This window comes from Aquiflexum sp., from assembly GCF_041751335.1.
Taxonomy (GTDB): Bacteria; Bacteroidota; Bacteroidia; order Cytophagales; family Cyclobacteriaceae; genus Aquiflexum.
Window position 1 is genome coordinate 1 of the sequence record NZ_JBGSXS010000140.1, and the last position, 25,243, is coordinate 25,243.

General features: G+C 36.7%; 20 protein-coding genes, 1 other RNA gene and 1 pseudogene. 5 read left to right on the forward strand and 17 right to left on the reverse strand.

The window, feature by feature from the left end:
- Positions 1-220, forward strand: a pseudogene (locus tag ACEW8U_RS07730) (DUF5009 domain-containing protein); the annotation flags it as partial.
- Positions 221-333: 113 nt separating this feature from the next.
- Here ACEW8U_RS07730 and ACEW8U_RS07735 read toward each other — a convergent pair.
- From ACEW8U_RS07735 to ACEW8U_RS07745, 3 genes are all read right to left on the reverse strand, one after another.
- Positions 334-900, reverse strand: coding sequence for a DUF3109 family protein (locus ACEW8U_RS07735; protein WP_373521464.1), 567 nt, complete (start codon positions 898-900; stop codon positions 334-336).
- Positions 901-956: 56 nt separating this feature from the next.
- The gene (locus ACEW8U_RS07740) at positions 957-1,424 is read right to left on the reverse strand and encodes a DUF4442 domain-containing protein (protein WP_373521465.1); all 468 of its coding nucleotides are present in this window, start codon (positions 1,422-1,424) and stop codon (positions 957-959) included.
- Between the two features lie 146 nt (positions 1,425-1,570).
- Positions 1,571-3,967, reverse strand: a complete 2,397-nt coding sequence (locus ACEW8U_RS07745) for a TonB-dependent receptor domain-containing protein (protein ID WP_373521466.1) — start codon at positions 3,965-3,967, stop codon at positions 1,571-1,573.
- Between the two features lie 274 nt (positions 3,968-4,241).
- Between ACEW8U_RS07745 and rnpB the strand changes: the two genes are divergently transcribed.
- Together rnpB and ACEW8U_RS07755 are read left to right on the forward strand one after the other, a co-directional pair.
- An RNA gene (rnpB, locus tag ACEW8U_RS07750) (RNase P RNA component class A) lies at positions 4,242-4,664 on the forward strand.
- Between the two features lie 21 nt (positions 4,665-4,685).
- Positions 4,686-5,846: a sigma-54-dependent transcriptional regulator gene (locus ACEW8U_RS07755; RefSeq protein WP_373521467.1), complete on the forward strand. Its 1,161-nt coding sequence runs from the start codon at positions 4,686-4,688 to the stop codon at positions 5,844-5,846.
- A 183-nt stretch (positions 5,847-6,029) separates the two neighbouring features.
- On the opposite strand, the gene ACEW8U_RS07760 is transcribed toward ACEW8U_RS07755, so the two are convergent.
- Positions 6,030-7,043, reverse strand: coding sequence for an acyl transferase (locus ACEW8U_RS07760; protein ID WP_373521468.1), 1,014 nt, complete (start codon positions 7,041-7,043; stop codon positions 6,030-6,032).
- Positions 7,044-7,096: 53 nt separating this feature from the next.
- Between ACEW8U_RS07760 and ACEW8U_RS07765 the strand changes: the two genes are divergently transcribed.
- The gene (locus tag ACEW8U_RS07765) at positions 7,097-7,771 is read left to right on the forward strand and encodes a hypothetical protein (RefSeq protein WP_373521469.1); all 675 of its coding nucleotides are present in this window, start codon (positions 7,097-7,099) and stop codon (positions 7,769-7,771) included.
- Positions 7,772-7,818: 47 nt separating this feature from the next.
- Here ACEW8U_RS07765 and ACEW8U_RS07770 read toward each other — a convergent pair whose 3' ends face one another.
- Positions 7,819-10,236 (reverse strand): thiamine pyrophosphate-dependent enzyme, encoded by a 2,418-nt coding sequence (locus ACEW8U_RS07770; RefSeq protein ID WP_373521470.1) that lies wholly within the window; start codon positions 10,234-10,236, stop codon positions 7,819-7,821.
- Between the two features lie 442 nt (positions 10,237-10,678).
- Between ACEW8U_RS07770 and ald the strand changes: the two genes are divergently transcribed.
- Entirely contained in the window at positions 10,679-11,794 is a 1,116-nt protein-coding gene (gene ald / locus ACEW8U_RS07775; protein WP_373521471.1) for an alanine dehydrogenase, read from the forward strand.
- 156 nt (positions 11,795-11,950) lie between these two features.
- Here the strand turns inward: ald and ACEW8U_RS07780 are convergent, their stop codons facing one another.
- The 12 genes from ACEW8U_RS07780 to ACEW8U_RS07835 all read right to left on the reverse strand — a co-directional run bounded on the left by ACEW8U_RS07780 (position 11,951) and on the right by ACEW8U_RS07835 (position 25,075).
- Complete coding sequence (locus ACEW8U_RS07780; RefSeq protein ID WP_373521472.1) at positions 11,951-13,861, reverse strand: polysaccharide biosynthesis protein; 1,911 nt, start codon at positions 13,859-13,861, stop codon at positions 11,951-11,953.
- Between the two features lie 221 nt (positions 13,862-14,082).
- Complete coding sequence (locus ACEW8U_RS07785; RefSeq protein WP_373521473.1) at positions 14,083-14,685, reverse strand: acetyltransferase; 603 nt, start codon at positions 14,683-14,685, stop codon at positions 14,083-14,085.
- Positions 14,686-14,709: 24 nt separating this feature from the next.
- On the reverse strand, positions 14,710-15,324 hold the full coding sequence (locus ACEW8U_RS07790; protein WP_373521474.1) for a sugar transferase: 615 nt from the start codon (positions 15,322-15,324) through the stop codon (positions 14,710-14,712).
- A gap of 8 nt (positions 15,325-15,332) precedes the next feature.
- On the reverse strand, positions 15,333-16,463 hold the full coding sequence (locus ACEW8U_RS07795; protein WP_373521475.1) for a DegT/DnrJ/EryC1/StrS family aminotransferase: 1,131 nt from the start codon (positions 16,461-16,463) through the stop codon (positions 15,333-15,335).
- A 141-nt stretch (positions 16,464-16,604) separates the two neighbouring features.
- A complete protein-coding gene (locus ACEW8U_RS07800; RefSeq protein ID WP_373521476.1) occupies positions 16,605-17,759 on the reverse strand; it encodes a glycosyltransferase family 4 protein in 1,155 nt (384 codons plus the stop codon).
- A 170-nt stretch (positions 17,760-17,929) separates the two neighbouring features.
- Positions 17,930-18,808: a glucose-1-phosphate thymidylyltransferase RfbA gene (rfbA, locus tag ACEW8U_RS07805; RefSeq protein ID WP_373521477.1), complete on the reverse strand. Its 879-nt coding sequence runs from the start codon at positions 18,806-18,808 to the stop codon at positions 17,930-17,932.
- Between the two features lie 174 nt (positions 18,809-18,982).
- Positions 18,983-20,080: a non-hydrolyzing UDP-N-acetylglucosamine 2-epimerase gene (gene wecB, locus ACEW8U_RS07810; protein ID WP_373521478.1), complete on the reverse strand. Its 1,098-nt coding sequence runs from the start codon at positions 20,078-20,080 to the stop codon at positions 18,983-18,985.
- A gap of 3 nt (positions 20,081-20,083) precedes the next feature.
- A complete protein-coding gene (locus ACEW8U_RS07815) occupies positions 20,084-21,757 on the reverse strand; it encodes a capsule assembly Wzi family protein (protein ID WP_373521479.1) in 1,674 nt (557 codons plus the stop codon).
- 6 nt (positions 21,758-21,763) lie between these two features.
- Positions 21,764-22,231: a hypothetical protein gene (locus ACEW8U_RS07820; protein WP_373521480.1), complete on the reverse strand. Its 468-nt coding sequence runs from the start codon at positions 22,229-22,231 to the stop codon at positions 21,764-21,766.
- Between the two features lie 41 nt (positions 22,232-22,272).
- Positions 22,273-22,935 (reverse strand): sugar transferase, encoded by a 663-nt coding sequence (locus ACEW8U_RS07825; protein ID WP_373521481.1) that lies wholly within the window; start codon positions 22,933-22,935, stop codon positions 22,273-22,275.
- Between the two features lie 4 nt (positions 22,936-22,939).
- Positions 22,940-24,085 (reverse strand): polysaccharide biosynthesis protein, encoded by a 1,146-nt coding sequence (locus ACEW8U_RS07830; RefSeq protein WP_373521482.1) that lies wholly within the window; start codon positions 24,083-24,085, stop codon positions 22,940-22,942.
- A gap of 90 nt (positions 24,086-24,175) precedes the next feature.
- A complete protein-coding gene (locus ACEW8U_RS07835) occupies positions 24,176-25,075 on the reverse strand; it encodes an NAD-dependent epimerase/dehydratase family protein (protein ID WP_373521483.1) in 900 nt (299 codons plus the stop codon).
- Positions 25,076-25,243: the final 168 nt, after the last annotated feature.

Consider the following 25,243-nt stretch of genomic DNA (forward strand, 5'->3'; position numbering starts at 1 on the left):
AAATCCTTTGATCTTATATGTGCTTTCCGGAATTGTGATCTCGGTGATGCACATCATCCAAATAGGTGATATAAGTCTGAAAGGTGTCATTTACGATGCTGCATTCACATCTTGGCTTGGACCAAAAAATGCTTCACTCCTATTTGCACTTTTTTATATGTTTTTAATTTGGGTGATTGGGCTGTGGATGGATAGGAAAAAGATTTATATTAAGGTTTGATTGAAAATGGAATTGGAAGTACTTGTCCGTGGCGGATTGCAAGATTGAAAAATTGGAAAATTACAAAATTGTTAAAATTCAATTTGGGGATTGAAGATGTATAGCATACATTATCAGTCCCCTTCTATTTCCTTTACCAATTCAGCATACCAATCCTGTCCGTATCGCCTAATCAAAGCATCTTTAAGGAATTTGTAAATCGGAACGCCCAATTTGCTCCCAAGCTTGCAAGCGGCACTACAAATATGCCACCGGTCGTAATTAAGTGCTTCAAACTGATCATATTTGGTAATCCTTATAGGATACATATGGCAGGAAATGGGCTTCTTAAAATCTGTTTTCCCATCCAAATATGCTTGTTCTATGCCACATTTTAGAATCCCTTTTTCATCATACAGGGCATAGGCACATTCCCGGTTATCTCCAATGGTAGGTGTTCCTTTGTCTCCGTCTTTATCAATGACCCATGTTCCTTGTTCTTCAATTACTTTTCTGCCCTCCTCTGTGATATAATCTTTTACTAAAGGATAAATCTGTTCGATAATGGCTGTTTCCTCCTCTTCAAGAGGTGCCCCAGAATCCCCCTCAACACAGCATGCCCCTTTGCATTTTTCTAGATCACAAACAAAAAATTGTTCTTTTATATCATCGCTGATTACAGCATTACCTACAAGTATCATTTTTAAAATTTATTAGGGGCAAAGGTATGCATATAGATTTAAGATTGGGTAAAAAATCATTCCTTAACTTTCCTTCTCACGTAAACATCCTTTGTTAATGAAGCGATGATTTTTCCATCCTTGTCTTTGATATCACATGGGTATCTGAAAATTTTCTTTCCAGTTCTATCTACTTCATTTTTGATTTCGTCAATCTGTGTTTTGTTAATCTCAAATTTAGCATATACCGCCCCTTTTCCTGGTTTGATAAAATCTATTGTAGCTGCTTTATCCCAAACGAGATAATCATCCCCAAGATTGATAATCAAGATAAACATGAAAAAAGGATCACACATGGCGTACAAAGAGCCTCCAAATGCAGTTCCTACCAAATTCCTGTTATACCAAGTTAATTTGAGGCGGACTTTGAAATAGGTAAAATCCTCATTATGATCAATTACTTTGATACCTGAGAAGAAATATGGTGGATAGAAATTCAAGAGTCTGATTAATCTTTTGAATTTTTTTTGTGTCTTGCTGTCCATCTTTAAATTTTATTCCAATATAAAAAAAAGAACCGTCCCAATTTCTTGGAACGGTTCAACCCAGCACTATGAAGAAAAGCTATTTAAGCCTTCGATCTAAATAACAGTGATGTTTTTGAATTGTTTAAAAATTTTTATTTTTTTTTTTAAAATCTAAATTCATATCCAGCTGTGATAAACCTTGGTATCCCTACCCTTATCCCTTGCGGTCTCCTTGATGTAATAAAGCGCTCATCCGTGAGATTTTTGATGCTAAAATTAAACCTTGAATTCCATTTGGAAACATCATAACTGAAAACGGCATCAAAAACTTTATAGGAAGGGATAAGACCTATTCTACCGTCTACAGAAGGATCGATTGAATTAAGTTCATCTGTAAATTGATTTCCAACAAAATTACCAGCTATTCTTAAACCAAAGCCAGCGTTTGTCTGAACTGTAATTGCTGAGTTGACAAACCACTCAGGTGAATATGGTGTTCGGTTACCATTGATATTGATATCCCCTTTGAATCTATCCGATGAGAATGTTGACCTTAAAATTGTCGCATTCAGGTCATATGTCACTTTTACACGACTCATACCAAAAAGATTGCTAAAATCGAAAACCATTGCAGATTCTAATCCTCTATGCAAAGTAGCACCCGCATTGATTACACCAAATCCGATATTTCCTGCTGACTCAGCAACCGGGATAATCTGATTAGTGAAATCCATCACAAAACCTGTAGCCTCTACAAATAACCACTTTGTGGGCTCAGTTCTAAAACCAATTTCATAATTGACACTTCTTTCTGCGTCCAAATCAAGGACATCTCCCAAAGCTGTAATGGCATCTTTGGTCCTAGGAGGTGCATATCCACGATGCACTCCTCCAAATACATTAACAATTGCGCTTGGTCTTATATTAAAACCTATTCCCGGTATCACCTCGTTGATCACATTATTAGCAACCAATGCCGTGTCCCTGATACCAATATTGGCAAAGTTTCTTCTTCTGATATCTCTTTCGTAATCGAAACTTTCAAATCTAACACCGATGTTTAAATCGGCCATTTTTGTAATTTCGATCTTATTCTGCGCATAGGCACTGATGGCATGACCTGTCCTCACTTCGTCCTCCACAAGATTGCCGCTCTTGACACCAGCTTTGGTACCATTGACTCTTTGCTCAAAAGCCCTTTCATACAAAAATCTAGTTCCGACTATCAGTTCATTTTGGGCATTGAAAAGCTTATGGTCTATTTCCAATCTTGGTTCAAAACCCGCTACTTCAAATTGCCTGTTCCTGTTTCCTGTACCGTTTCTCATAAAAACTGCACCGCCCGGTACCTCACGATCGCCCCAAACCACGCCGGTCCAATTTGCCGGAGGAGTATTTGTATCATTGATTGTAAAATCCTGCCTGCTCCAGTTCCTTGTGGTGGTATAACCATATGCAATAGTATTCAACCTAACATTATTATTAAATCTATATTTATGGCTTAAGCTCATTGAAAACCTGCTGACTTCCAATCTGTCATCAGGGGCCATTCTTGTAAAATCTTCTCCTCCCCTGTCAAACATGACCTGATTGATACCAATATAGGTTGAGTTGGAGGTCTCATTGTAAACACCCAATTTCAATCCTAATTCAGATTTCTCATTAAGATTAAATAGAAATTTGGTATTGAAGTCTGTGATATCAAATTCGGTAGGACCTACATTATCAGCTCTCTTTTTCAATAGATTGGCTTGTATTCCTGTATTTCCAAAGGTATTTCCATAGTTGACCATTCCTGAGAAAAATCCTCCCTGACCTCCTTGGATATAAACAGAACCTTCTTCATCTTGAGGTGGATTGGCTGTAATGTAGTTCACCACTCCACCAATTGTTTGTGGTCCAAAAAGTACTTGTCCTGACCCCTTCAAAATTTCCACTCCGGACATTCTATCCATCACAGGTGTATAATATAGCTCAGGTTCTCCATAGGGAGATAACGCCACAGGTACACCATCTTCAAGCACAAGGATACTTCTGCTCCTATCAGGGTCTAGACCTCTGATCCCTATGTTTGCCCGCATACCTACACCTTCTTCATCTACCACATGCACTCCTGGAGATCTTCTCAACACTTCGTTTCCACTTAATGGATTTACTGTTTTGATTTCCTTGGCATCGATATAGGTAACCGAACCTGGTACCCTGCTAAACACCCTGTCTTTACTGGCTATCACCGTAATCTGTGGCATTTCCACACCTATTTCCTCAAAAATTAAATCCAATTCACTCAATTGACCATTGATCACATGAACATTTCTGGTAAAAGTCTTATATCCTACTGCAGACACTTTTACAACATATTCACCATCAGATAAATCATAAATCTGAAATGTTCCATCAAGATTAGTATAGGTTCCCTTTACTGTACCTATTACAATAATGTTGGCAAATGGAATTGTTTCACCTTCCAAGGTGCTTACTTTTCCAGAAAGCACAAGAGATTTACCATCATTATCATTTTTTGGTTGAATGCTGGCAACCGAAACGCTGAAGGATAACAAAAAAAGGAAAATTGCGAAAGTCAAATTTAATTGAGGCAGCATAGGGGCAGGTAATTCTTATTTAGATTTAATTTAATTAACAAGACAAATGTATTTGCTATTTAAACTTAATCCAAATAAGAAGAGCGGTAACTCGATACTTTTTATTTATAACCAATCTAATTATATAGATTTTTTCAATGATGCAATTGGAAATCTTTCAATGCAAGCCACATCACCTGCGGAATTAAATTTAACGTTGACTAAGATTGAATGAAATTGTCTTACTTTGCAAAGTGCAAGCCGACTTGTCGCTGTTTTGTTCCTGATTTGATCAGGGCAAGGAAGAGGAAAGTCCGGGCAACATAGAGCGCCATACTTCCTAACGGGAAGGGGCTAAGCTGGCGACGGCTTGGTTACAGATAGTGCCACAGAAAATATACCGCTCTATTCCGATTGCTATTGGGATAGTGTAAGGGTGAAAAGGTGGAGTAAGAGCCCACCGTTCCGGTGGTGATATCGGAAGCATGGTAAACCTTATGGGTTGAAAGATCAAATAGGTCCCGAGATGAAATCTTGTTTCAAAAAAGGTTGCTCGCCTTTATGCGGGACGGGTAGATCGATAGAGCCATTTTGCGAAGAATGGCCTAGATAAATGACAGGTGATTCATTCATCAGGAATGTTGAACAGAACCCGGCTTATAGGCTTGCACCTATTTTAATCACTTAACTCACATTTATGCCGAAAATTCTGATAATTGATGACGAAAAGATCATCCGGTCTACACTTAGAGAAATTTTAGAATACGAAAAGTACGAGATTTCTGAAGCCCAAGATGGCGAACAAGGGTTAAAGATGTTAAAGGAGGAAGAATTTGACCTTGTCCTTTGTGACATTAAAATGCCCAAAATGGATGGTTTAGAAGTTTTGGAAAAATCATCTGAATTAGAAAAACCGCCGCAATTTATTATGATCTCGGCACATGGATCCATAGAAACTGCGGTAGAGGCTACTAAAAAAGGAGCTTTCGATTTTGTACCCAAGCCACCTGACCTTAACAGGCTCCTATTGACAGTGAGAAATGCCCTAGATAAAAAAAATCTGGTTTCAGAGACAAAGGTTTTAAGAAAGAAATTGTCACAAAAACTTGATATGGTGGGTAAATCTCCTTCCATCAATCATGTGAAAGACACCATAGAAAAAGTAGCCCCAACTGAAGCAAGGGTATTGATTACCGGGCCAAATGGTACAGGAAAGGAATTGGTAGCCCATTGGTTACACAAAAAGAGCAATAGGTCTGATGCACCATTTATCGCTGTCAATTGTGCTGCAATTCCTGCTGAATTGATAGAAAGCGAACTGTTTGGGCATGAAAAGGGCTCCTTTACCTCGGCTATTAAGCAAAGGATAGGTAAATTCGAACAGGCAGATGGGGGTACATTGTTTTTGGATGAGATTGGAGATATGAGTTTATCTGCTCAGTCCAAAGTACTCCGAGCCCTTCAGGAACACAAGATTACCCGTGTCGGTGGTGATAAGGACATCAAAGTCGATGTACGGGTTTTGGCCGCCACCAACAAGGATTTAAGAAAAGAGATTGAAGAAGGTAACTTCAGGGAAGATTTATACCATCGACTCTGCGTCATTTTAATTCAAGTTCCCCCTTTGAAAGATCGAAAAGAAGATATTCCCCTTCTTGTGGACAAATTTCTTGAAGATGTAGCCCATGAATATGGCACAGCCAAAAAAGAAATTTCCAAAGCGGCAATTTCTAAACTTCAAGAATTTCCATGGACTGGAAATATCAGGGAACTACGTAATGTGGTTGAGCGACTGATGATTTTGGGTGAAAAAACCATCAGTTTGGATGATATAAAAAAATATGCTGACTATGAGTAGTCAGCCTATTTTTATCCTTTAATCTCTTTGGAATCTACAGCTTTGGCATAAGCTGGGCATGGCTTACTGGAGGCGCAAGAACTAAGTGCTAATACTCCGACTGCCATAACAACAATTGCTAATCTTTTCATACTTTTCATTTTTTGGAAATCAAATATGTTTAATTCCTAAAGGAATACAAAATTAATTGACCATTAAATTACAGCCCCTAATCTCGCTATTATCAAATCTACCAAGTACTTCTATACTTCCATCAGGCGTAATTTTGCCCAAATCCTGAGTCTCTAAGAATGCACACGAATGAAAATTTGCAAGATCAATAATATTGATCCCTCCCTGTGACCTAAACGTTAAGGAAAATGGATCGTTGATGTCTCTCAATAAAACGCGCATCGTAGAAGGTAAATTGTATTTCCCATTTCCTTTGGAATAAGCCTGAGACATCAATTCAGTCATCCCATATTCAGAATGTACCTCTTTTACATGAAAAGCTTCCTTCAAAATATCATGTAATTCTTCCCTGATCAACTCCCTTCTACGCCCTTTCATACCCCCTGTTTCCATCAAAAAAAAATTTTTATTCAATGGGATTTTTAATCCACTTTCTGCCAAATCCAGAAGTGCGAATGTAACGCCAAGCAATAAAACCTTTTTGGGATCGTTCTTTAACTCCTCTAGTTTTTGGATGAGTTCTTTGTGATTGTAGAGATAGTAACCAGAATGTGGAGAGTTGGATTGCTGTATCAAATGATCGGTCATCCGGACCAAAGAGCTTCCCGGGCGCTCCAGGTATGATGGCAATAGCGCCAAAATATGAAAATTTTCGACAGGGCCATACTCCATTTCAAATAGCTGTTGGGCATGTTTCAAATAAAAAGCTTCATCCCAAAAATAATGCTTGCTCGTGGTGTTTCCTGTAGTACCACTGCTTGAGTAAAATCCTTTAAAATCTTGGATTCCGGAACTAATAACGTTATGGTTTTTGAAAAAACTGATGGGGAGAAATGGGATATGATCCAATTGCCTGACATCTGAAATCTGAATTTTTCTAGCATCAAGGTATTTGCGATACACAAAATTATTCAGGGCTTGAAATCTAAAAATCTCCAAAGCAAATTCCTCAAAATCTATAAAGTCATGGGATAGAATCCTTTGCCCAAAACTTTTGAAATAATTGATCGTTGTATTATTTGTCATCCAAAATAAGTGGTATTTTGACTATACGTAAATTCCTGTAAATTTACAGCCGCATGAGCAATGTAAGAAAATATCTTGTTTTAATATCGCTGATTTCAATTTTCGGATCCTGCATCTCCCCTCCTGAAAACTTCCCTACAGTACCGGAAATTTCATTTAAGGATATTCGCTTTGCGCCTACCGATGGTTCTGATTCTTTGATCGTCAGCGTCAATTTCAAAGATGCTGAAGGTGATCTAGGCCTTAATCCTACTGATATAGACCCCCCTTTCAATCCGGTCACTTTTAGGAGAGATAATGGCGGCAACCTTATAGTTTACAGCACCAGACCAAATGATGCCCCTTCCTTCAATCCAATAGATTGGCAGATCAACCCTATCGTGAACAATGAGCGGGTAAATGATACAGTTTGGGTGGAACAAAACCCTAATCATAATAATATATTTATAAAGTTTTTTATAAAAAGGAATGGGGTTTTTACAGAGTTCAGATGGCAAGATCCACCATTCTTTACAACCTTCAATGGCCGTTTTCCAAGGATTGTTAATAATCCAAATGGACAACCTGTGGAAGGAAGTATCCAATATACCATGCTTTCTTTTGGATGGACATCAATTTTCAGAAATGATACGCTTAGAATAGATGTAGAAATTCAGGATCGGGCATTAAATAAAAGCAATATGGTTTCCAGCCCAGAAGTAACCCTCAATCAAATTAGAAGACCTTGATAAAAAGAATAAGCTCCAGAAATTCCTGAAGCTTTTTTTGCGGTATTTTAGATCAATCTCGGAAATTCATGAGGATTTGATTCTGACATCATTTCATAGATTTTTTCCACGACATCCTCAATCGAAGGTTTTGAAAAATAATCACCATCTGACGAATAGGCCGTCCGGTGTTCTTTTGCAGCAAGTGTTGCTGGTTCAGTATCTAAATGAAAATAACCTTTTTGACCTTCGATTACCTGCTGCATCATGAAAGCTGAGGCGCCGCCCGGAACATCTTCATCTGCAAACAAAACCCTATTGGTCTTTTTGATAGACGCTACAATTCTATGACTGTTATCAAAAGGAATCAAAGTCTGAACATCAATGACTTCAATGTCAATTCCCAACTCCTGAAGGTCAATGGCGGCATCTAATACAATCCTACACATAGATCCATATGTTACCACTGTAAGATCTTTACCTTCTTTCAATATTTCAACTTCTCCCAAAGGCAACCTAAACTCTCCAATATTTGAGGGCATTTTTTCTTTTAATCTATACCCATTAAGGCATTCAATCACAAGTGCAGGTTCATCTGCTTCAAGCAGCGTATTATACATCCCGGCTGCTTGAGTCATGTTTCTGGGAACACAGATCAACATTCCTCTTAAAGAATGTAACAACATGCCCATTTGTGAACCTGCATGCCATACTCCTTCTAAGCGATGACCTCTAGTCCTGACAATCAAAGGGGCTTTTTGTCCTCCTTTGGTCCTATACTGAAGACTGGATAAATCATCTGCCAAAGACATCAACGCATAATAGATATAATCTAAATATTGGATTTCGGCCATTGGTCTCAAACCTCTTAAAGCAGCACCAATTCCTTGGCCTATTATAGTACATTCTCTTATTCCCGTATCAGTAACCCTGAATTCACCATACTTTGCCTGAAGACCAGCAAAGGCTTGATTTACATCTCCAATTTTCCCTACATCCTCCCCAAAAGTAAAAAATCTGGGTTCTCTTTCAAGAATTGTATCAAAACAGGACTGAAGTACCTCCCTGCCATCAACCAAGCTAGCATTCTCTTGATATTCGACTGGAACACCTTTTATATTTCCTACCTTAAATTCTGATTGGCTATATAAATGACTGTTGTATCGGTCTTCATTCTTTATTTTTTGGACTTCGTACCATTGTTCGAGTTCCGACCTGACTTCGTCCGAATCCGCCCTCATAGACCAAAGTGCCCTTCGGACTGTACTGATGACATCTTTGCGAATTGGATTTAAAGTTTTGGTTAATTCTTCGGCTAATTGTTCTAAAACCTGACTATTTAATGATTGTGAAGATGCCTTCTTAAGTGAATTGACTGCTTCTGACAGTTCTGTTTTTATTTCCCCTGAAAAAGCTTTCCATGCAGCATCTTTTTCCTGCTTTACAAAAACTTTAGCTTCTTGATCGATTATATCAAGTTCTTGTTGAGTAGCAAGTTCATTTTGAATGAGATAATCTCTAAATCTGAGGATACAGTCATTTTCTTTTTCCCAATTCAATCGTTCTTTTGATTTATACCTCTCATGAGAACCAGAGGTAGAGTGGCCCTGTGGTTGTGTTACTTCAACAACGTGAATTAGGACAGGCACATGTTCTTCTCTTGCTATTCTTGCAGCATTTTCATAGGTCCAATCTAAGGCCTCATAATCCCACCCTTTTACTACAAATATCTCATAGCCTTTTTGGTCATCATTTCTTTGAAAGCCTCGTAAGATTTCTGAAATACTACTTTTGGTGGTGTGATATTTATTTGGTACTGAAATACCATAACCATCATCCCACACTGATACAACCATCGGAACTTGAAGTACACCCGCAGCATTGATTGATTCAAAAAACATACCTTCAGAAGTAGAGGCATTACCTATTGTACCCCAGGCAACTTCATTCCCATTATTACTGAATTCCGAGAATGATTTTAGACCCGGATTTTCTCTATATAATTTGGAAGCATAGGCCAACCCCAAAAGCTTTGGCATTTGACCCGCTGTAGGCGAAATATCAGCAGAGGAATTCTTCATGGAAGTGAGATTTTTCCATGTTCCGTCATCATTAAGCGATCTTGTAGCAAAATGCCCGTTCATCAATCTTCCAGCAGATGCTGGGTCGAGTTCAACATCTGTATGTGCATACAATTGCGCAAAATATTCCTTTATAGAAAGCTGTTCTATTGCAAACATAAAAGTCTGATCCCTGTAATATCCGGCACGGAAATCCCCATTTTTAAAATATTTGGCCATGACTATTTGAGCAAGCTCTTTCCCATCTCCAAAAATCCCAAACTTAGCTTTTCCCATAAATACTTCTTTCCTTCCCATGAGAGATGCCTGCCTGCTCTCCTGCGCAAGTCGATAATCACCTATAAGGATCTCTCTTTCAAATACTTTGGAATGCTTCTGCTTAGAGTTTGTTGCCACTTCCTTCATTTTAAATAATCATTAAAACTATCTGGATTTAATCTGTAAAAGACCAAGTATCTCAAAAATAAAGAAATTTGCGATTTTTACAAACTACCAAACAGAATAATTCTAATTTTTTTCAAAATAATTTATTGAAAAAATGATTTAAAAATATTATTTACAAAATTTTATTCTTTAAAATTTGCAAATTATTTATTAAAAAAGTTGGTAAAAAGATAAATACAGCTATAACTACTTGCGGAATTCACAATTTTAGAATAACCAAAATTAAAAATTATAAGAATTACATTTTTGAAATTTTATTCATTAAAATTAAATATTATAAAATTAAATTCTGAAAACACTCCGTTTTCTTATATCAATCAAAATAAGTAAGCATATTTTGGTTTGGATTGACCTCCGCTTATTATCTTTGTGTTCTTATTTTACAAACCCAAATTTTAACAAAATGATAATAGGAATTCCAAAGGAAATCAAAAACAACGAAAACAGGGTTGCCATGACTCCTGCCGGTGCAAAAGAACTCGTCAAAAGAGGTCATCAAGTATATGTTCAGCATACAGCTGGTCTAGGCAGTGGTTTTCCAGATGACGAGTATACAGCGGCAGGAGCAGCTATTTTACCCACAATAGAAGATGTGTACGGCATAGCTGACATGATCATCAAAGTTAAGGAGCCTATTGAACCGGAATATAAATTGATCAAAGAAGGACAGTTGTTGTTCACCTATTTTCACTTTGCTTCCTACGAACCATTGACAAGAGCTATGGTTGAGAGCAAAGCTGTTTGTTTAGCATATGAAACAGTAGAAAAATTGGACAGAAGTCTTCCATTATTGGTACCTATGTCAGAAGTAGCCGGGAGAATGGCTATCCAAAAAGGAGCCAATTATCTTGAAAAGCCATTGAAAGGCCGAGGTATTCTCTTGGGAGGAGTTCCAGGTGTTTTACCAGGTAAAGTTTTAATTCTTGGAGGTGGCATCGTGGGAACTCAGGCAGCATGGATGGCTGCGGGTCTGGGTGCAGATGTTGTCATCATGGATGTTTCTATTCCGAGGATGAGATACTTGGCGGATGTAATGCCTGCAAATGTCAAAACCATGATGTCCAACGAATATAATGTCAGGGCAATGATCAAAGATGCCGATTTAATTGTTGGAGCAGTATTGATACCGGGTGCTAAAGCACCTCATTTGATCACTAGAGATATGTTGAAGGATATGAAGCCAGGAACAGTCTTGGTAGATGTAGCAGTTGATCAAGGAGGATGTATCGAAACTTGTAAACCTACTACTCACGAGAACCCAACATATATTATAGATGATGTGGTCCACTATTGTGTTGCGAATATGCCAGGTGCAGTTCCTTACACTTCCACTTTGGCTCTAACCAATGCCACATTGCCTTATGCCATTCAATTGGCAGATAAAGGCTGGAAAAAAGCTGCACAGGATAATGCAGACTTAGTTCCGGGACTTAATGTAATCAACGGAGAGATAGTTTACAAGGCAGTAGCAGAGGCATTTGACTTGTCCTATGTACCAGTTGAAAAATATTTGTTATAAATAATTTAAAGTCAAAAGAAAGTATTAAAATCAAAATAATTTGCTAAAACGCTGATGAAGCTGATAATGGTGATGCACACAGATAATAAAATCAGTGAAAATCCGCCAAATCAGCGTTATAAGCGTTCTAAAAAAAACAATGTAAAGACACTGTAATCAATTCAATCTATCCAAAACTTCGAATCTGGATACACTACTTTTGAACTCAGGAATAATTGATTTCAAATGAAATACAAGGTCGTTTTCTGAGCTTTTCCCAACCATATTAAAAAAAATCTCAAGCTGACCATCTATTTTATAGTAATGCACACTTGACAATTGGGCAATTTTAATTTTTGGGTGATGGGTAATCTTGACAGTTTCAGTCTCATTGAGCAATTCTTCATATAATTTTTCACCATCCCTTAATCCTGTAAATACGATGGATATATCCTCTCCAACCTTTTTTCCACTCAGGTGAATCATATTGACTGCTAGGTCATAAATCTTCAGAGGTTCCCCCATGTCAAAAGCATAAATCTCACCCCCATTGCCCATAATTCCTGCTTCAATCACCAACTGACTTGCCTCAGGAATTGTCATAAAATACCGTGTCACGTCAGGATGTGTCACTGTGATTGGACCTCCTCTTTGGATTTGTTTTTTGAATAATGGAACAACAGAACCATTAGAACCTAGAACGTTCCCAAACCTTGTAGTGATAAATCTTGTGTGTGATTTTTTGTGATGATTTTCCAAGTAGGTATTCAAGGACTGAACATACATTTCCGCAGCTCTTTTGGTAGCCCCCATCACATTCGTAGGATTTACGGCTTTGTCTGTACTGACGAAAACAAACTTTTCTACATGGTACAGGACTGCTAAGTCAGCCAAAATTTTTGTGCCCAAAATATTGCTTTTAATCGCCTCTTCTGGGTAATTTTCGATCATAGGTACATGCTTGTAAGCGGCAGCATGAAAAACAATATCAGGTTTGATCCTGCTGAAAACTGCTTTCATACTGCTTTTATCTCTGATATCTGCAAGGATTCTGATGTGTGGAGTAACCATGCCTGAATCTTTCAGATCCAAATCCAATTCGTAAAGTGCCGATTCAGACATATCCAGCAACACCACCTGTTTAGGACTATAAAACATAATTTGGCGGCACAATTCACTTCCTATAGAACCTGCTGCACCTGTCACCAAAACCACTTTATCCTCTAGGCCAGATTTTATATTTGGATTTTCTAAAGAAATCTGTTCTCTTCCCAAAAGATCTTCAATTTTTAAATCCCTGATTGCCTCAGAATTAAGTCCCCTGCTGATCCATTGATTTAATGGTGGAACTATACTGACATGGATTTTATGAATATAACAAGCATCAATTATTTCTTTTTTCCTTTGAACGGATAAGTCCCTAACTGCAATGATCAATTCGGAAACTCCATGACTTCCTACTAATTTGGTCAGACTTTCTAAACCCTTATGTATTTTTTTGCCTTCAATGATTTTACCCTCTTTTTTGGCGTCATCATCTAAAAAAGCTGCAATTATAAAATTTGAATTACTGTCCCTTTTTATTACATCATTGGCAATGATACCAGCTTCACTTGCTCCAAAAATCACCCCAACTCTTACTTTATTATTCACAAAACCACTCTTAAGGTAGAGAAACAATTCCTTGACCAGTAATCTGTAAAAGACCAAAAGGAAAAGTGATGTCAAAGCAGCAATAATCAAGACTGATGTGGGAATCAAATAGTTTTTAAAAATCAGTTTATAATTAATGATATTGGCCATGGACACCAATATAAAACTAAATAGAATTGTCCTGAAGATAATAATACTATCCCTGAATCCTGTGTGTCTTACAATTCCCTGATAACTTCGGGTCATCAACATCACAATCACACCAAGAATCATAAATACCAAAGATCCAAAAAAAGCATTGTTTTGTTCAACTAACTCCAATTCAAAATTAAACCTAACTAAATAGGCAAAAAAGGCTGACTGGAATAATATAAAGGCATCTAAGGATGCGATAACCCATCTAGGTAAAATTCTGATTTGTTTTAAAAAATCCATAACAAAAGGCAACCATTAATGTAAAATAGTAACATGTAAAGGGGTGATAATTCACCAAATATATAATCGATTCCCAGAAAAACTAATAAAATTGATGACTAATTTAACCTGATTTTTTAACAAACAATTTTAATGATACATACTACAAATAAAAGGTCGGTAATCAAATTGATTACAAAGATTTTTTTGTCAATAGAATTAATTCAAGAAAAAAAGAGAAGTTAAATATAAATGCGGTTTCCCATCCACTTGGCACCATCAGGAACATCTTTAAGGACGACACTACCTGCCCCAATTACGCACCAACTGCCAATAGAAACTCCAGGAATGACTACCGTTCCAGCACCAATAAGAGTTCCCTCTCCCACTTTGATATTGCCACATAGATTTGAACCTGGGCCAATATGAACGAAATCACTGATCCTACAATCATGGTCTATGGAAGATGCAGTATTGACGATAACATGATTTCCAATTACTGAATCCACCTTGATAATGGTACCTTCCATGATGGCTGTACCCTTACCCATTTTAACAAAAGTTGAAACAATTGCTGATTGATGAATAATGGTGTGATATTTTGTTTCAGGCGATAATGATTCAAAAATTTTTTTTCTAGTCCTATTATCTCCTATGGCAATGTGTACTTTGCCCAAGACTTCATTTATTTTGCTTGCAGGACATTGCACTCCAATCCCCATAATTTCCTTGATCTTCGGATTATCATCATAAATACCAGCAATTATTGATTTGTCTTCCAGTAAATCAATAATTGCTTTAGCATGGCCCGAGGCTCCTATAATATATAAATTCTGCTTTTTCATGGGTGGAAATTAAAAAAATAAACCTCAACTTTCGGCTTTGTTCCCTTTAAACTTGGGCATAGTTACATGACCTTGATAATTGACTCCTTCCCGCTTGAAGATCTTTTGAACAGTCAATAAAATGATTTTCAAATCAAGCATAAAAGAAACATTATCCACATACCAAACATCCATTTCAAATCTTTTTTTCCAATCTACATTATTTCTGCCATTTGCTTGTGCCCAACCTGTAATTCCAGGCTTCACAGCGTGTCTCCTTGCCTGACTTTCAGAATATAGACTCAAATATTCTTCCAATAATGGCCTTGGGCCTACAATACTCATTTCCCCTTTAAGAACGTTCCAAAATTGAGGAAGCTCATCTAAAGAAGTTTTCCTTACTATTTTACCAAAGTCTGTCAACCTCTTCTCATCGTCTAACAAATTGCCTTGGCCATCAAAAACATCAGTCATGGTTTTGAATTTAATTAACCTGAAAATATCACCATGTAAGCCCGGTCGTCGTTGAAAGAAAAAGGGACTAGCATTATTTAAAAAAAATAAAGCGAAAGCCACAATGATAAAAATTGGACTGGTCAAAATTATTAAAACCAAAGCTAATATTATATCCACCAATCTTTTTCCAAATGAAATATACATGGCAGCTTCTATTTGTTCAGTAAATCGCTGACTACTTTCACAATTCTTTCCTGATCTGACAAAGTAAGGTCTTCGCTGCTTGGTAAGCAAAGCCCTTTATCAAATAGATCCTCTGACACTCTATTTCCGTAATATAAACAATCTTTGAATGAAGGCTGTGTATGAAGTGGTTTCCAAAGATACCTCGATTCGATATTTTGATTAAGCAAGGAAATTCTAAGATCTTCATTTGTAAACCCCGTCTTGGTTTTGTCTATCAGTATTGACGATAACCACCTGTTTGAATAAAAGCCAGTCGGTTCATCCAAAAAGGTAATCCCATCAAAATTTTTTAGAAACTCAACGTAATTTTGATAGACTGATCTTCTCCTTTCTATTTTATGATCTAATTTAGCGATTTGAGCTAAACCAATGGCCGCTGACATATTGTTCATACAATAGTTAAATCCGACTTCCTTGTGAACATAATATTTATAATTTTCACGTGCCTGAACGGATAAATACTTTGCCTTTTCAATCCTTTCTTGATTTGAAGAAAGTAATGCACCGCCACCACCCGTTGTGATGATTTTATTACCATTGAATGAGAATATCCCAAATTCTCCAAATGTGCCACATAGTTTACCTTCAATTGAAGATCCCATCGCCTCGGCAGCATCTTCGATTAGGGGGATATCATAAGTTTTCGAAATTTGGTATAACGCATCATATTTGGCTGGCATCCCAAAAAGATCTACTGAAATAATTGCTTTAGGTTTTTTTCCTTTCGAAACCCTGTCTTGGATGGCATTTGACAAAGTTTCAGGACATATATTCCAAGTACCTACTTCACTGTCCACAAACACAGGTAAGGCTCCCAAATAGGTGATAGGATTTGCAGTAGCACAAAAGGTCAGGGATTGACACATGACCTCATCACCTTTATCAACACCCAATAACTTCAAAGCTAAATGAATAGCAGCTGTCCCTGAGTTTAGGACAGCTGTATGCATTCCATGATACCTTTGTTGTATGGCTTCTTCAAATCCCTCTATAAACTTCCCACTTGTCGCTAATTTTCCTGCATTGATTGCATCCAGGATATTTTCTTTTTCATCTTTATCAAAAACAGGAGTTGAAAGAGGTATAAATTTTGCCATTTGTATCGCTTTGACTTCTTAGCAAAACTATGCTAAAGTTTAAAGAAAAAAAATAAGCAGCGCTTTATGACCATTTATTGTAAACTAAAAACTCCGGAAAATCCCGGAGTTTTCAAATATTTTACAATTGTAGTTATCAATTCAATTATCACTCATATTTACTTTTTCCAAAACACTTCCCTGAATTTCAGGCTTGGAACCTGATTTTTTCTTTGTTCTTTTGGAAAGTATAGGTGGTGCGTTTTTATTGATTTTTTTAACCCTTTTCAATGTCAAGGCGTCAAGCCTAAATCCAAGTGCAATTGCGCCTAGTACTACTATCGGCAATAAAACATAATCACTCAAACCAGATCCAAGAAAAATCAATCCAATAAATAAACATTTAATAAATACCAACGAAAGCGTCACCTGATCATGCCTCAATCCCATTCTTAACAGAAAATGATGGACATGGCTTTTATCGGGAGTCATTGGGGATTTACCGTTCATCGCCCTTTTGATAAAAATTCTGGAAGTATCATAAATAGGAATAATTAACAAAGCAACTCCAGAGGCGATTGGGGCATTAAATTTCCAACCTTCAAATGAAGCCATGGTTCCGTTTTTATCTATAAAGAGCACTGTAAGTACAGAAAGCGCAAAACCTAAACTAAGGGAGCCGGTATCACCCATAAAGATTTTGGCAGGGTGCCAATTGTACACCAAAAATGATAAAACAGCTCCAACGAGGATAAGTGCAAAAAAAGCATAACTCATTAGTTCTGCCTCAAAAAACCACCAACCCAAAAACAAAAATGTAACTAAGCTGATTGACCCAGCCAAACCGTCTAAGCCATCAATGAGATTAAAAGAGTTGGTCAAAACCAGAATGGTAAAGAAGGATATTCCATAACTTATCCAAAGCGGAAGGTCATAAATTCCCATAAAACCATACAGGCTTGTAAATCGGATATCTGCCATCACTACCACCAAATAAGCTGAGATAAATTGCCCAGCAAGTTTTTGAACAGCGCTCATGTTAACCATGTCATCACGCAGGCCCACAAAAAACATCAATCCAAATGCTGCCAATAGGAATCTGATTTCCATAATATATTGGGCATCCAACCAAGAAAGTACTGCAATGAATGTTGCAATCACAAAAGAAATCCCACCCATTGAGGGAATAAATCCATTGTGGATCTTTCTTCCTCCAGGAGAATCCATCAATTCCATTTTTTTGAGAACAAGGATTACAATAGGGGTTAGAAGGAAACCTATTAGGAATGCGGTGCTTACTGCAAGAAAAATGACCATAAAAATTATTTTTGATCCAAAGTTAGCGATTAGCTAATCTTATATCAAAATTTCATGAATTAAATTGATATTATCTATTTATTAATATCCAAAGTACATTTTGGATAGCATGAAAATCAAATAAAATTTAACTAAAAATACTGTTTTAAGGTTTTTGCAAAAAATCATCCTTATTTTGATTTGACTTTTTTCAATAAATATTCGCCATAATCATTTTTTCTAAGCTGATAAGCCAATTCCAGTAGCTTTTCACTATTGATATATCCCATGTCATATGCTATTTCTTCCAAGCAAGCGACCTTAAGCCCCTGTCTTTTCTCAATGGTTTGTATAAAATTGGAGGCCTCCAACATAGACTCATGTGTACCGGTGTCCAACCACGCATATCCCCTGCCCATCAGTTCCACTTTCAATTTCCCAAGATTAAGGTATTCCTGATTGATCGTGGTAATTTCGAGTTCGCCTCTTTTGCTGGGTTTGATTTTTTTTGCAATATCCACAACCGAGTTAGGGTAAAAATACAATCCAATTACCGCATAATTGCTTTTGGGATCAATTGGCTTTTCCTCAATACTTTTAACTGTTCCTGAATCATCAAATTCAACTACACCATATCGCTGAGGGTCCTGTACATAATAACCGAAAACGCTGGCATTTCCTTCAGATTGAACCGTTTCAACAGACTTTTGTAGAAGTTTGGTAAAACCGTGTCCATAAAAAATATTATCACCTAAAACTAGACAAACAGAATCACTACCTATAAATGTCTCTCCAATGATAAAGGCTTGGGCAAGTCCATCAGGGCTTGGTTGTTCCGCATAGGAAATCTGCAAACCCAAATCAGAACCATCCCCAAAAAGCTTTTCAAAATTTGGAAGATCGTATGGTGTACTGATGATCAATATTTCCCGAATCCCTGCCAACATCAATACCGACAAGGGATAATATATCATCGGTTTATCATAAATTGCCAAAAGCTGTTTGGAGGTACCTTTGGTAATGGGATAAAGTCTTGTTCCGGAGCCACCGGCGAGGATGATGCCTTTCATAGATTTAAATTGGTTTAATGTCAATAAGTAATATGTATTTACACAATTATGCCAGTAAAATTGTAATTCAATATAATTCTCGCAAGGAAACTGAAATGTCCAGTACATCGGACTTCGGACTTCCTACCTGTTTGAAGTAGAATATTGGGTTACTGGGAAAGAAGTAGATAACCATTATAATTTATAAATTTCAATAATTTTATCTACAATTCTTTCTGCTGATTTTCCATCCCATAGGGGTATTCCCTTGTAAGATTTCCATTTACCTTTAAGCAATTTTTCCAGTGGCGCCTTTAAATTTGCAGGATCAGTTCCTATTAGCTCATTTGTACCTAAGGTAACTGTTTCAGGACGTTCGGTATTATTTCTCATAGTGATGCAGGGAACATTCATCACTGAAGACTCCTCTGTAATACCACCCGAGTCGGTGATCACCCCCATTGCATTTTTCACCAAAAAATTAAACTCTAAATAAGACAATGGTTCCACCATCCTTAATCTCGGATGCTTAATACCAATCTTTTCGAGATTTTTGGCTGTCCTGGGATGGACAGGAAAAATCACAGGGTAATTGCTTGTTCCAGTCATGATGGCATCTATCAAAGCTTTAAGCTGTTGTTCTCCATCTACATTAGCCGGCCTATGCATGGTCATTACAAAATAATTCTTTTCCTGAAGGTCATCAAACATCTCTCCTGCCGGACTTATAAATCTGTCTTGGTTGGAAAGTAGCGTATCAATCATGGTATTTCCCACAAAATGAATCCTATTCTCGGCCACTCCTACAGACTTTAGATGTTGGTTGGCAACTTCCGAGGTAGTGAAAAAATGGTCTGTAATGCTGTCAGTAACAATTCGGTTCACTTCTTCGGGCATACTCATATCTCCTGAACGGATACCACCCTCAACATGTGCCACATCGATCACCAATTTCTTGGCTGTAATAGAACAAGCCAAAGTAGAAGTCACATCCCCAACCACTATTACCAAATCAGGCCTATTGGCTATTAGCTCCTTTTCAAAAGCCACCATAATGGCTGCAGTTTGTTCTGCCTGACTCCCACCTCCTGCTTCCAGATTGATATCAGGTTCAGGAATATTCAATTGTTCAAAAAAATCACCTGACATCTTTTTGTCATAGTGTTGGCCAGTGTGGACTAGTCTGAAATCGATCTTTGTTCCATTTTGTTTTTTGTTTTGGATTGCCTTAAGAATAGGGGCAATTTTCATAAAGTTTGGGCGGGCACCTGCGACGATGGTGAGGTTAATCATATTTTAGTTTTTTTGAGAAATTAAATAGATCAAACTCAATTGTGAATGTAATGATGTAAGATTTCTGCCTCTTGGAAAATTTTGTGTACTGGAATGATGTAATTGCCATTGGTAATTCATCCCATTGATAAATTGAACTTTTGAACTGACCAAGAAATTATTCCACTGATGGTCAAAAAGGAAACCTAAACTAAAGTCAATCCAAGGTTTATGTTGGGTATTCTGTAATTGTGCTCTATAATAAAAATCCTGGTGGTTCTCCAATCTTTCGAAAAACAACCCAAATTTATTGAAATCTTGTACAATGGACATTTCAAGGGTTTGAACATTGGAGCCTACCCCTATTCCTACACCTAAAGGCTGCCCCAAATTTGCAAAGCCCCTTGTTGGAGAATGTGTATGCCATGTGATTCCACCTGTTAAACCTGGATACCTTATATATCTATTTATTGATTCTTGTTGGTGAGTCATTTCTCCTCTAACTTGGAAAAACCTATCAGCTCCTTGCAAAGGAAATAGTTTTTTAAACCCCATCAAATAAGCCCTTGCATGTTCGGGATTAAGTATAAATTCCCTCCAATTTAACGCATGGTCCCTTCTCCCAAATTCCCCATAAAATTCAAATTTACTCTTGGGAATTATCCATCTGAAAAAAACACTGATCTGCTGATCTGCCCCATCGCTGTCGAACCCAACCGTATTTCCATCATCAAAAAATTGTTCTTTCGTAACTCCTGTGAAAACTGGGAAATAATCCCTAAATGAATTACCCATTTTTTCTCTATATACTTGAAATGTTCTGGCAAAGCCAAATGATGCTTGAGGTATCCATTTCGGATTATAGGATATATTCAAGGCATTTACATATTTCCAATCGCCGGAAAACTTTCTGAAAAATTGGTCATTTAATTCTGGAATCTGAGTTGGGTCCAATCCTGATTCGTCTATCCTTCCGCTTAGCAATTGACCTTCGAAATTACCTAAAAAGGTCTTTGCTGGTTTTGTTGTATTGAAAGTAAAATGTGCAAATCCTTGTGCATTGTTAGAGAAAGTGAGTGCATTCCATTGTCCGGGTCCCCACCAAATATTTTGGGTTGAAATCCCTGCTTCAAAAGCACCAAATTGACCTGTAAATTTAGATTGTCCCCACCAAATACTTGAATAAATAGATTCTCCAAATCTTTCGGGATAATCCCCTTGGTTCCAATATACAAATCTTGCTCCGATGACAGGATTGGGGAAATCTTTCCGAAAACCAAAATAATATTGATTTTCAGCCACTACAATTTCAGGTTGGAATTGAAGTGCTAAGAACTTCCATCTACCATATACCCCACCTGTCACATATTGCTGTAGACCAACATTGGGGATCATTGGGCCATCACCCCAACCATAAGGCCTTTTTGAATTAAATTGTGAGGTGCTTAATATGGGAAGGAGCTTTAGCGATAAATTATTTATTGGAGTTATAATTTCTCCTAATTTAAAATCAGCATCAAGCCCTTTAAATTGAATTGGACAAAAAAGGAATGAATGGTTGTTGGAGCTGTCAAATTCAGTCAGCTGTTTTCTTCTTAAGTATTCTTCAAAAATCGGAAAGTTTGCAGGGAGCGATTGAGCAGAAAGCAAGTGAATTCCAAAGAAAATTAAAAGCAATAAAATTGAAAAATTTCTCATTTATTTTCAAAGTTTATCCCAATTCAGCCAATTTTTACTTTCAAACTTAAAATTGTCATTTTTTGCTTCATCCAAAGTTAAATCTGAGAATATGGCAACTTTAGAATTTGGCTCAAGGGCTTTCAACCCATTTGCAAATCCATTTGGGATCTGGAGGACAGAATTCTCAGAAGCTTTTATTATAAAATACTCTGCCATTAACTCTTTTGAAGGATTATCAAAATCATCTATTTCAACTATAGCAATTGCAAAAATTCCATGAGTTACATAAAACCATTTACTTTCCTTTTTGTGTCCTTGCCAAGCCCTGACAATCTGGGTGTCCGGAAGGAGGATTGAATACATTCTTTTTATAGGTACTAAAGAAAAATCATTGAAGGCGGTAAGTGTTCCTCTTTTATCATTATAAATTTCTCCCTTATAAAACTTCGTCATTAAATTTCGTATGGTTGATCGTCTTCTTACATAAAACAAGGAACTTTCTTAAAATATTTAATTCAAATGGAATAATTCTATCAAAATTTTTCCATCTGTCTTTTTGGTAAATTTTTGAATAATTGCTCGTAAATTTTTGAGTTTGGGAAAAATATAACCCAAATAGTCAGAAATATTAACAACAAATCCAATCCAAAACTCCTGTGGTTTTTATACCAAACTTCCAATTCGCCTTTATAAGGGGTAATGTCTTCTTCATAACATTGAAGATGAGGTTTAGAAGAATTGGCCAAAATACTTTCCTCATCCCTAAACACTATGGAACCTATTCCCGTTAGTCCTGGCTTTAAGACTTTGATTTCATTTTGGATTTTCTTAGAATAAAACCCGAAGGTCTTTGGAGTCAATGGTCTTGGGCCAACAACGCTAATTTCCCCTCTGAAAATATTCAATAATTGGGGCAATTCATTAATTTTGGTTTTTCTTAATACCCTACCTACAGGTAAAACTCTGGGGTCTTTTCCCATCGTGACATCCCCACCAGGTAAATTTGGACTGTTTTCCAACATGGTGGCAAATTTTAACAAACCGAAAGACTTGCCGTCTTTTCCAATTCTTTGTTGGACATAAAAAACTTTACCCTCTCCAGTAAGTCTTAATAAAATCATTAAAGGTATCAGCAATGGTGATATAAGCAAAATCAGAATTCCAGAAGAAATAATATCAAATATGCGCTTTAACATTCACTTACATTTTTTTATCCAAACTTATTCCTCTTTCAATATGCTCAAATTCAGGGATATATTTTTTAAGCCATCGCACAATTTCTGATTTCTCCAGGTCCTTTTTGTCCATTAACTCGTGAAGTTCATCAAATATTGGAGAAAATTGATTTGAAGTATATAAAGGTTCTTTGGATATTACGCCAAGCGCATTGAATCTATCCAAATCAAATTTCTCAGAATCTGTATAAAATTCCTCGTATAATTTTTCACCTGAAGTTTCTGTTTTAAAAACATAAACAGGATACTTTTTTTGATCTATCAAATCAATACTCTCTCTTGCCTTTTGATCTGAATCGAAAATAACCGGTTCAAAACCCAATTCTTTCAGCAACGGTGGAAATATATCAGCAAAATTCACCAAGTCTTTTTCCATATCAAGCTTTGGGAAAAAGATTTCCCTATTATTCCCTAGGATACAGGCCAATAAACAAATCTCACCTGATTCTTGGGGTGCTACAAAAAATCGCTTGACATCACTTGGACAGGACAAAGGCTGGTTTTTCTCTATTCTTTTTAAGAAGCCTTCCAAAAGAGACCCATTTGAAAATGCGACGTTCGCAAATCTTGCAGTGGAAACTTTGAATTTATCCCCATAGGACATAATCAATTCTTCCATCATTTTTTTACTGGCACCCATGATATTCACCGGATTTGCGGCCTTATCAGTGGAAACACAGAAAAAATGCTTTGGTGGATAGTCTACCAAAAGATCCAAAAGACCTTTTGCTTTCACGAGGTTATTTTCAAGCAATGCTTCTATGGAAAAAACATCCTTTTCACTTCTCACATGTTTATGTGCCGCGAAATTTGCAACAACATCAAATGGTCCGTGGGCTATAAACAATTTTTTAAATGCGGGACTGTCAAAAGAAAGCGGATAAGTATAAAACTCTTCCGGAATATATTGCCCGTCAATACTTCTCAAATCCCTAACCAACTCCGTTAAGCCATTTTCATTGATGTCAATTACAACCAGTTTTTTTGGTTTGAACTCCAGAGCAGCTTTAATAAACGATGAACCAATAGTCCCTGCACCACCTATTACCAAAAAAAATTTACTCGAAATATTCTCCAAGAGAATTTTATGATTGACCGCTATATCTTTCAAGAAAAGACTATTTGACCTATTAAGAAACCTTAGGATGAAATGATTATAATTCATTGTTCTTCAAATTGATGAAACCTAACATTGAGTGAATTAATTTATTTTAAAGGATTGTATGGTTTTGATCATTCCTTTTTCTGAAGAATAAGGTAAAGGTTTTCCTATTGAATTTTTGACTTTCCTATTTGAGACCACATAACTTTGCGTCAACTTCTGAAGATTTTCTGAATTCATTGGCATTTTTATTCTATCTCCAATTCTTGCCATAAACGATATGATTTTAGGGCTGATTTTTAGTAATTTTGTTTTAACTCCAAGAACTCTGGAAATTATATTTATAACCTCATTAGTCGATAAAGCTTCATCATCAGCAACGTTATAGATTCCTGACGGAATATTTCTCGATTTAATCAATTCGTCAATTACAAATAGTAAATTATCTATGCTGCAAAATGATCTTTTATTTTCAAATGCTCCCAAAGGCCAGGGCAATTTCTTTATTACGAGTTTGTAAAGTGCATTTAAATTCCCCTTGTTGTTAGGGCCATGTATCATACAAGGGCGGAGGATAAAATATTTTTTATCTCCACCAATATTGTCAATTATAAATTGCTCTGCAAACAATTTTGACTTACCGTATGGAGTCATGGGTTCACATTTGGTTTCCTCAGTCAGGTCCCCAACCACAACATCTTTGGAAGCTTTAACAGAACTCATAAAAATGAAAATTTGGCTGAAAGGATCTTTCAAAAACCTACCGAAAACTTCTTTTGTTAACTCAAAATTCACATCATAATATTCTTTTTCTTCTGATGTTTTCTTGAGATCATGAGCTTTTCCTGCTAGGTGAATGACCACATGGGCAGATGGGAAATCCAATGGAACACCATTTCTAAGATTGATCTCTATTACTTCATAATCTGATGAATTCTTAAGAAAGCTTACAAGGTTTTGACCAACGAATCCAGATGAGCCAGTCACCAAAATTTTCATGATTTTTCCGTTCCGTTAAAAATATTCAACAATCTATCCAATAATTTTTCTCTTTCGAAATTAGAATCAAAATAATTTCTGGCATTTTCGCTAAGTCTTCTTCTTTCGTTTTTAGAGAGAAAAAACATTTTTAATATGGCATCAGAAAGAGCATATGAATCTCCAGAA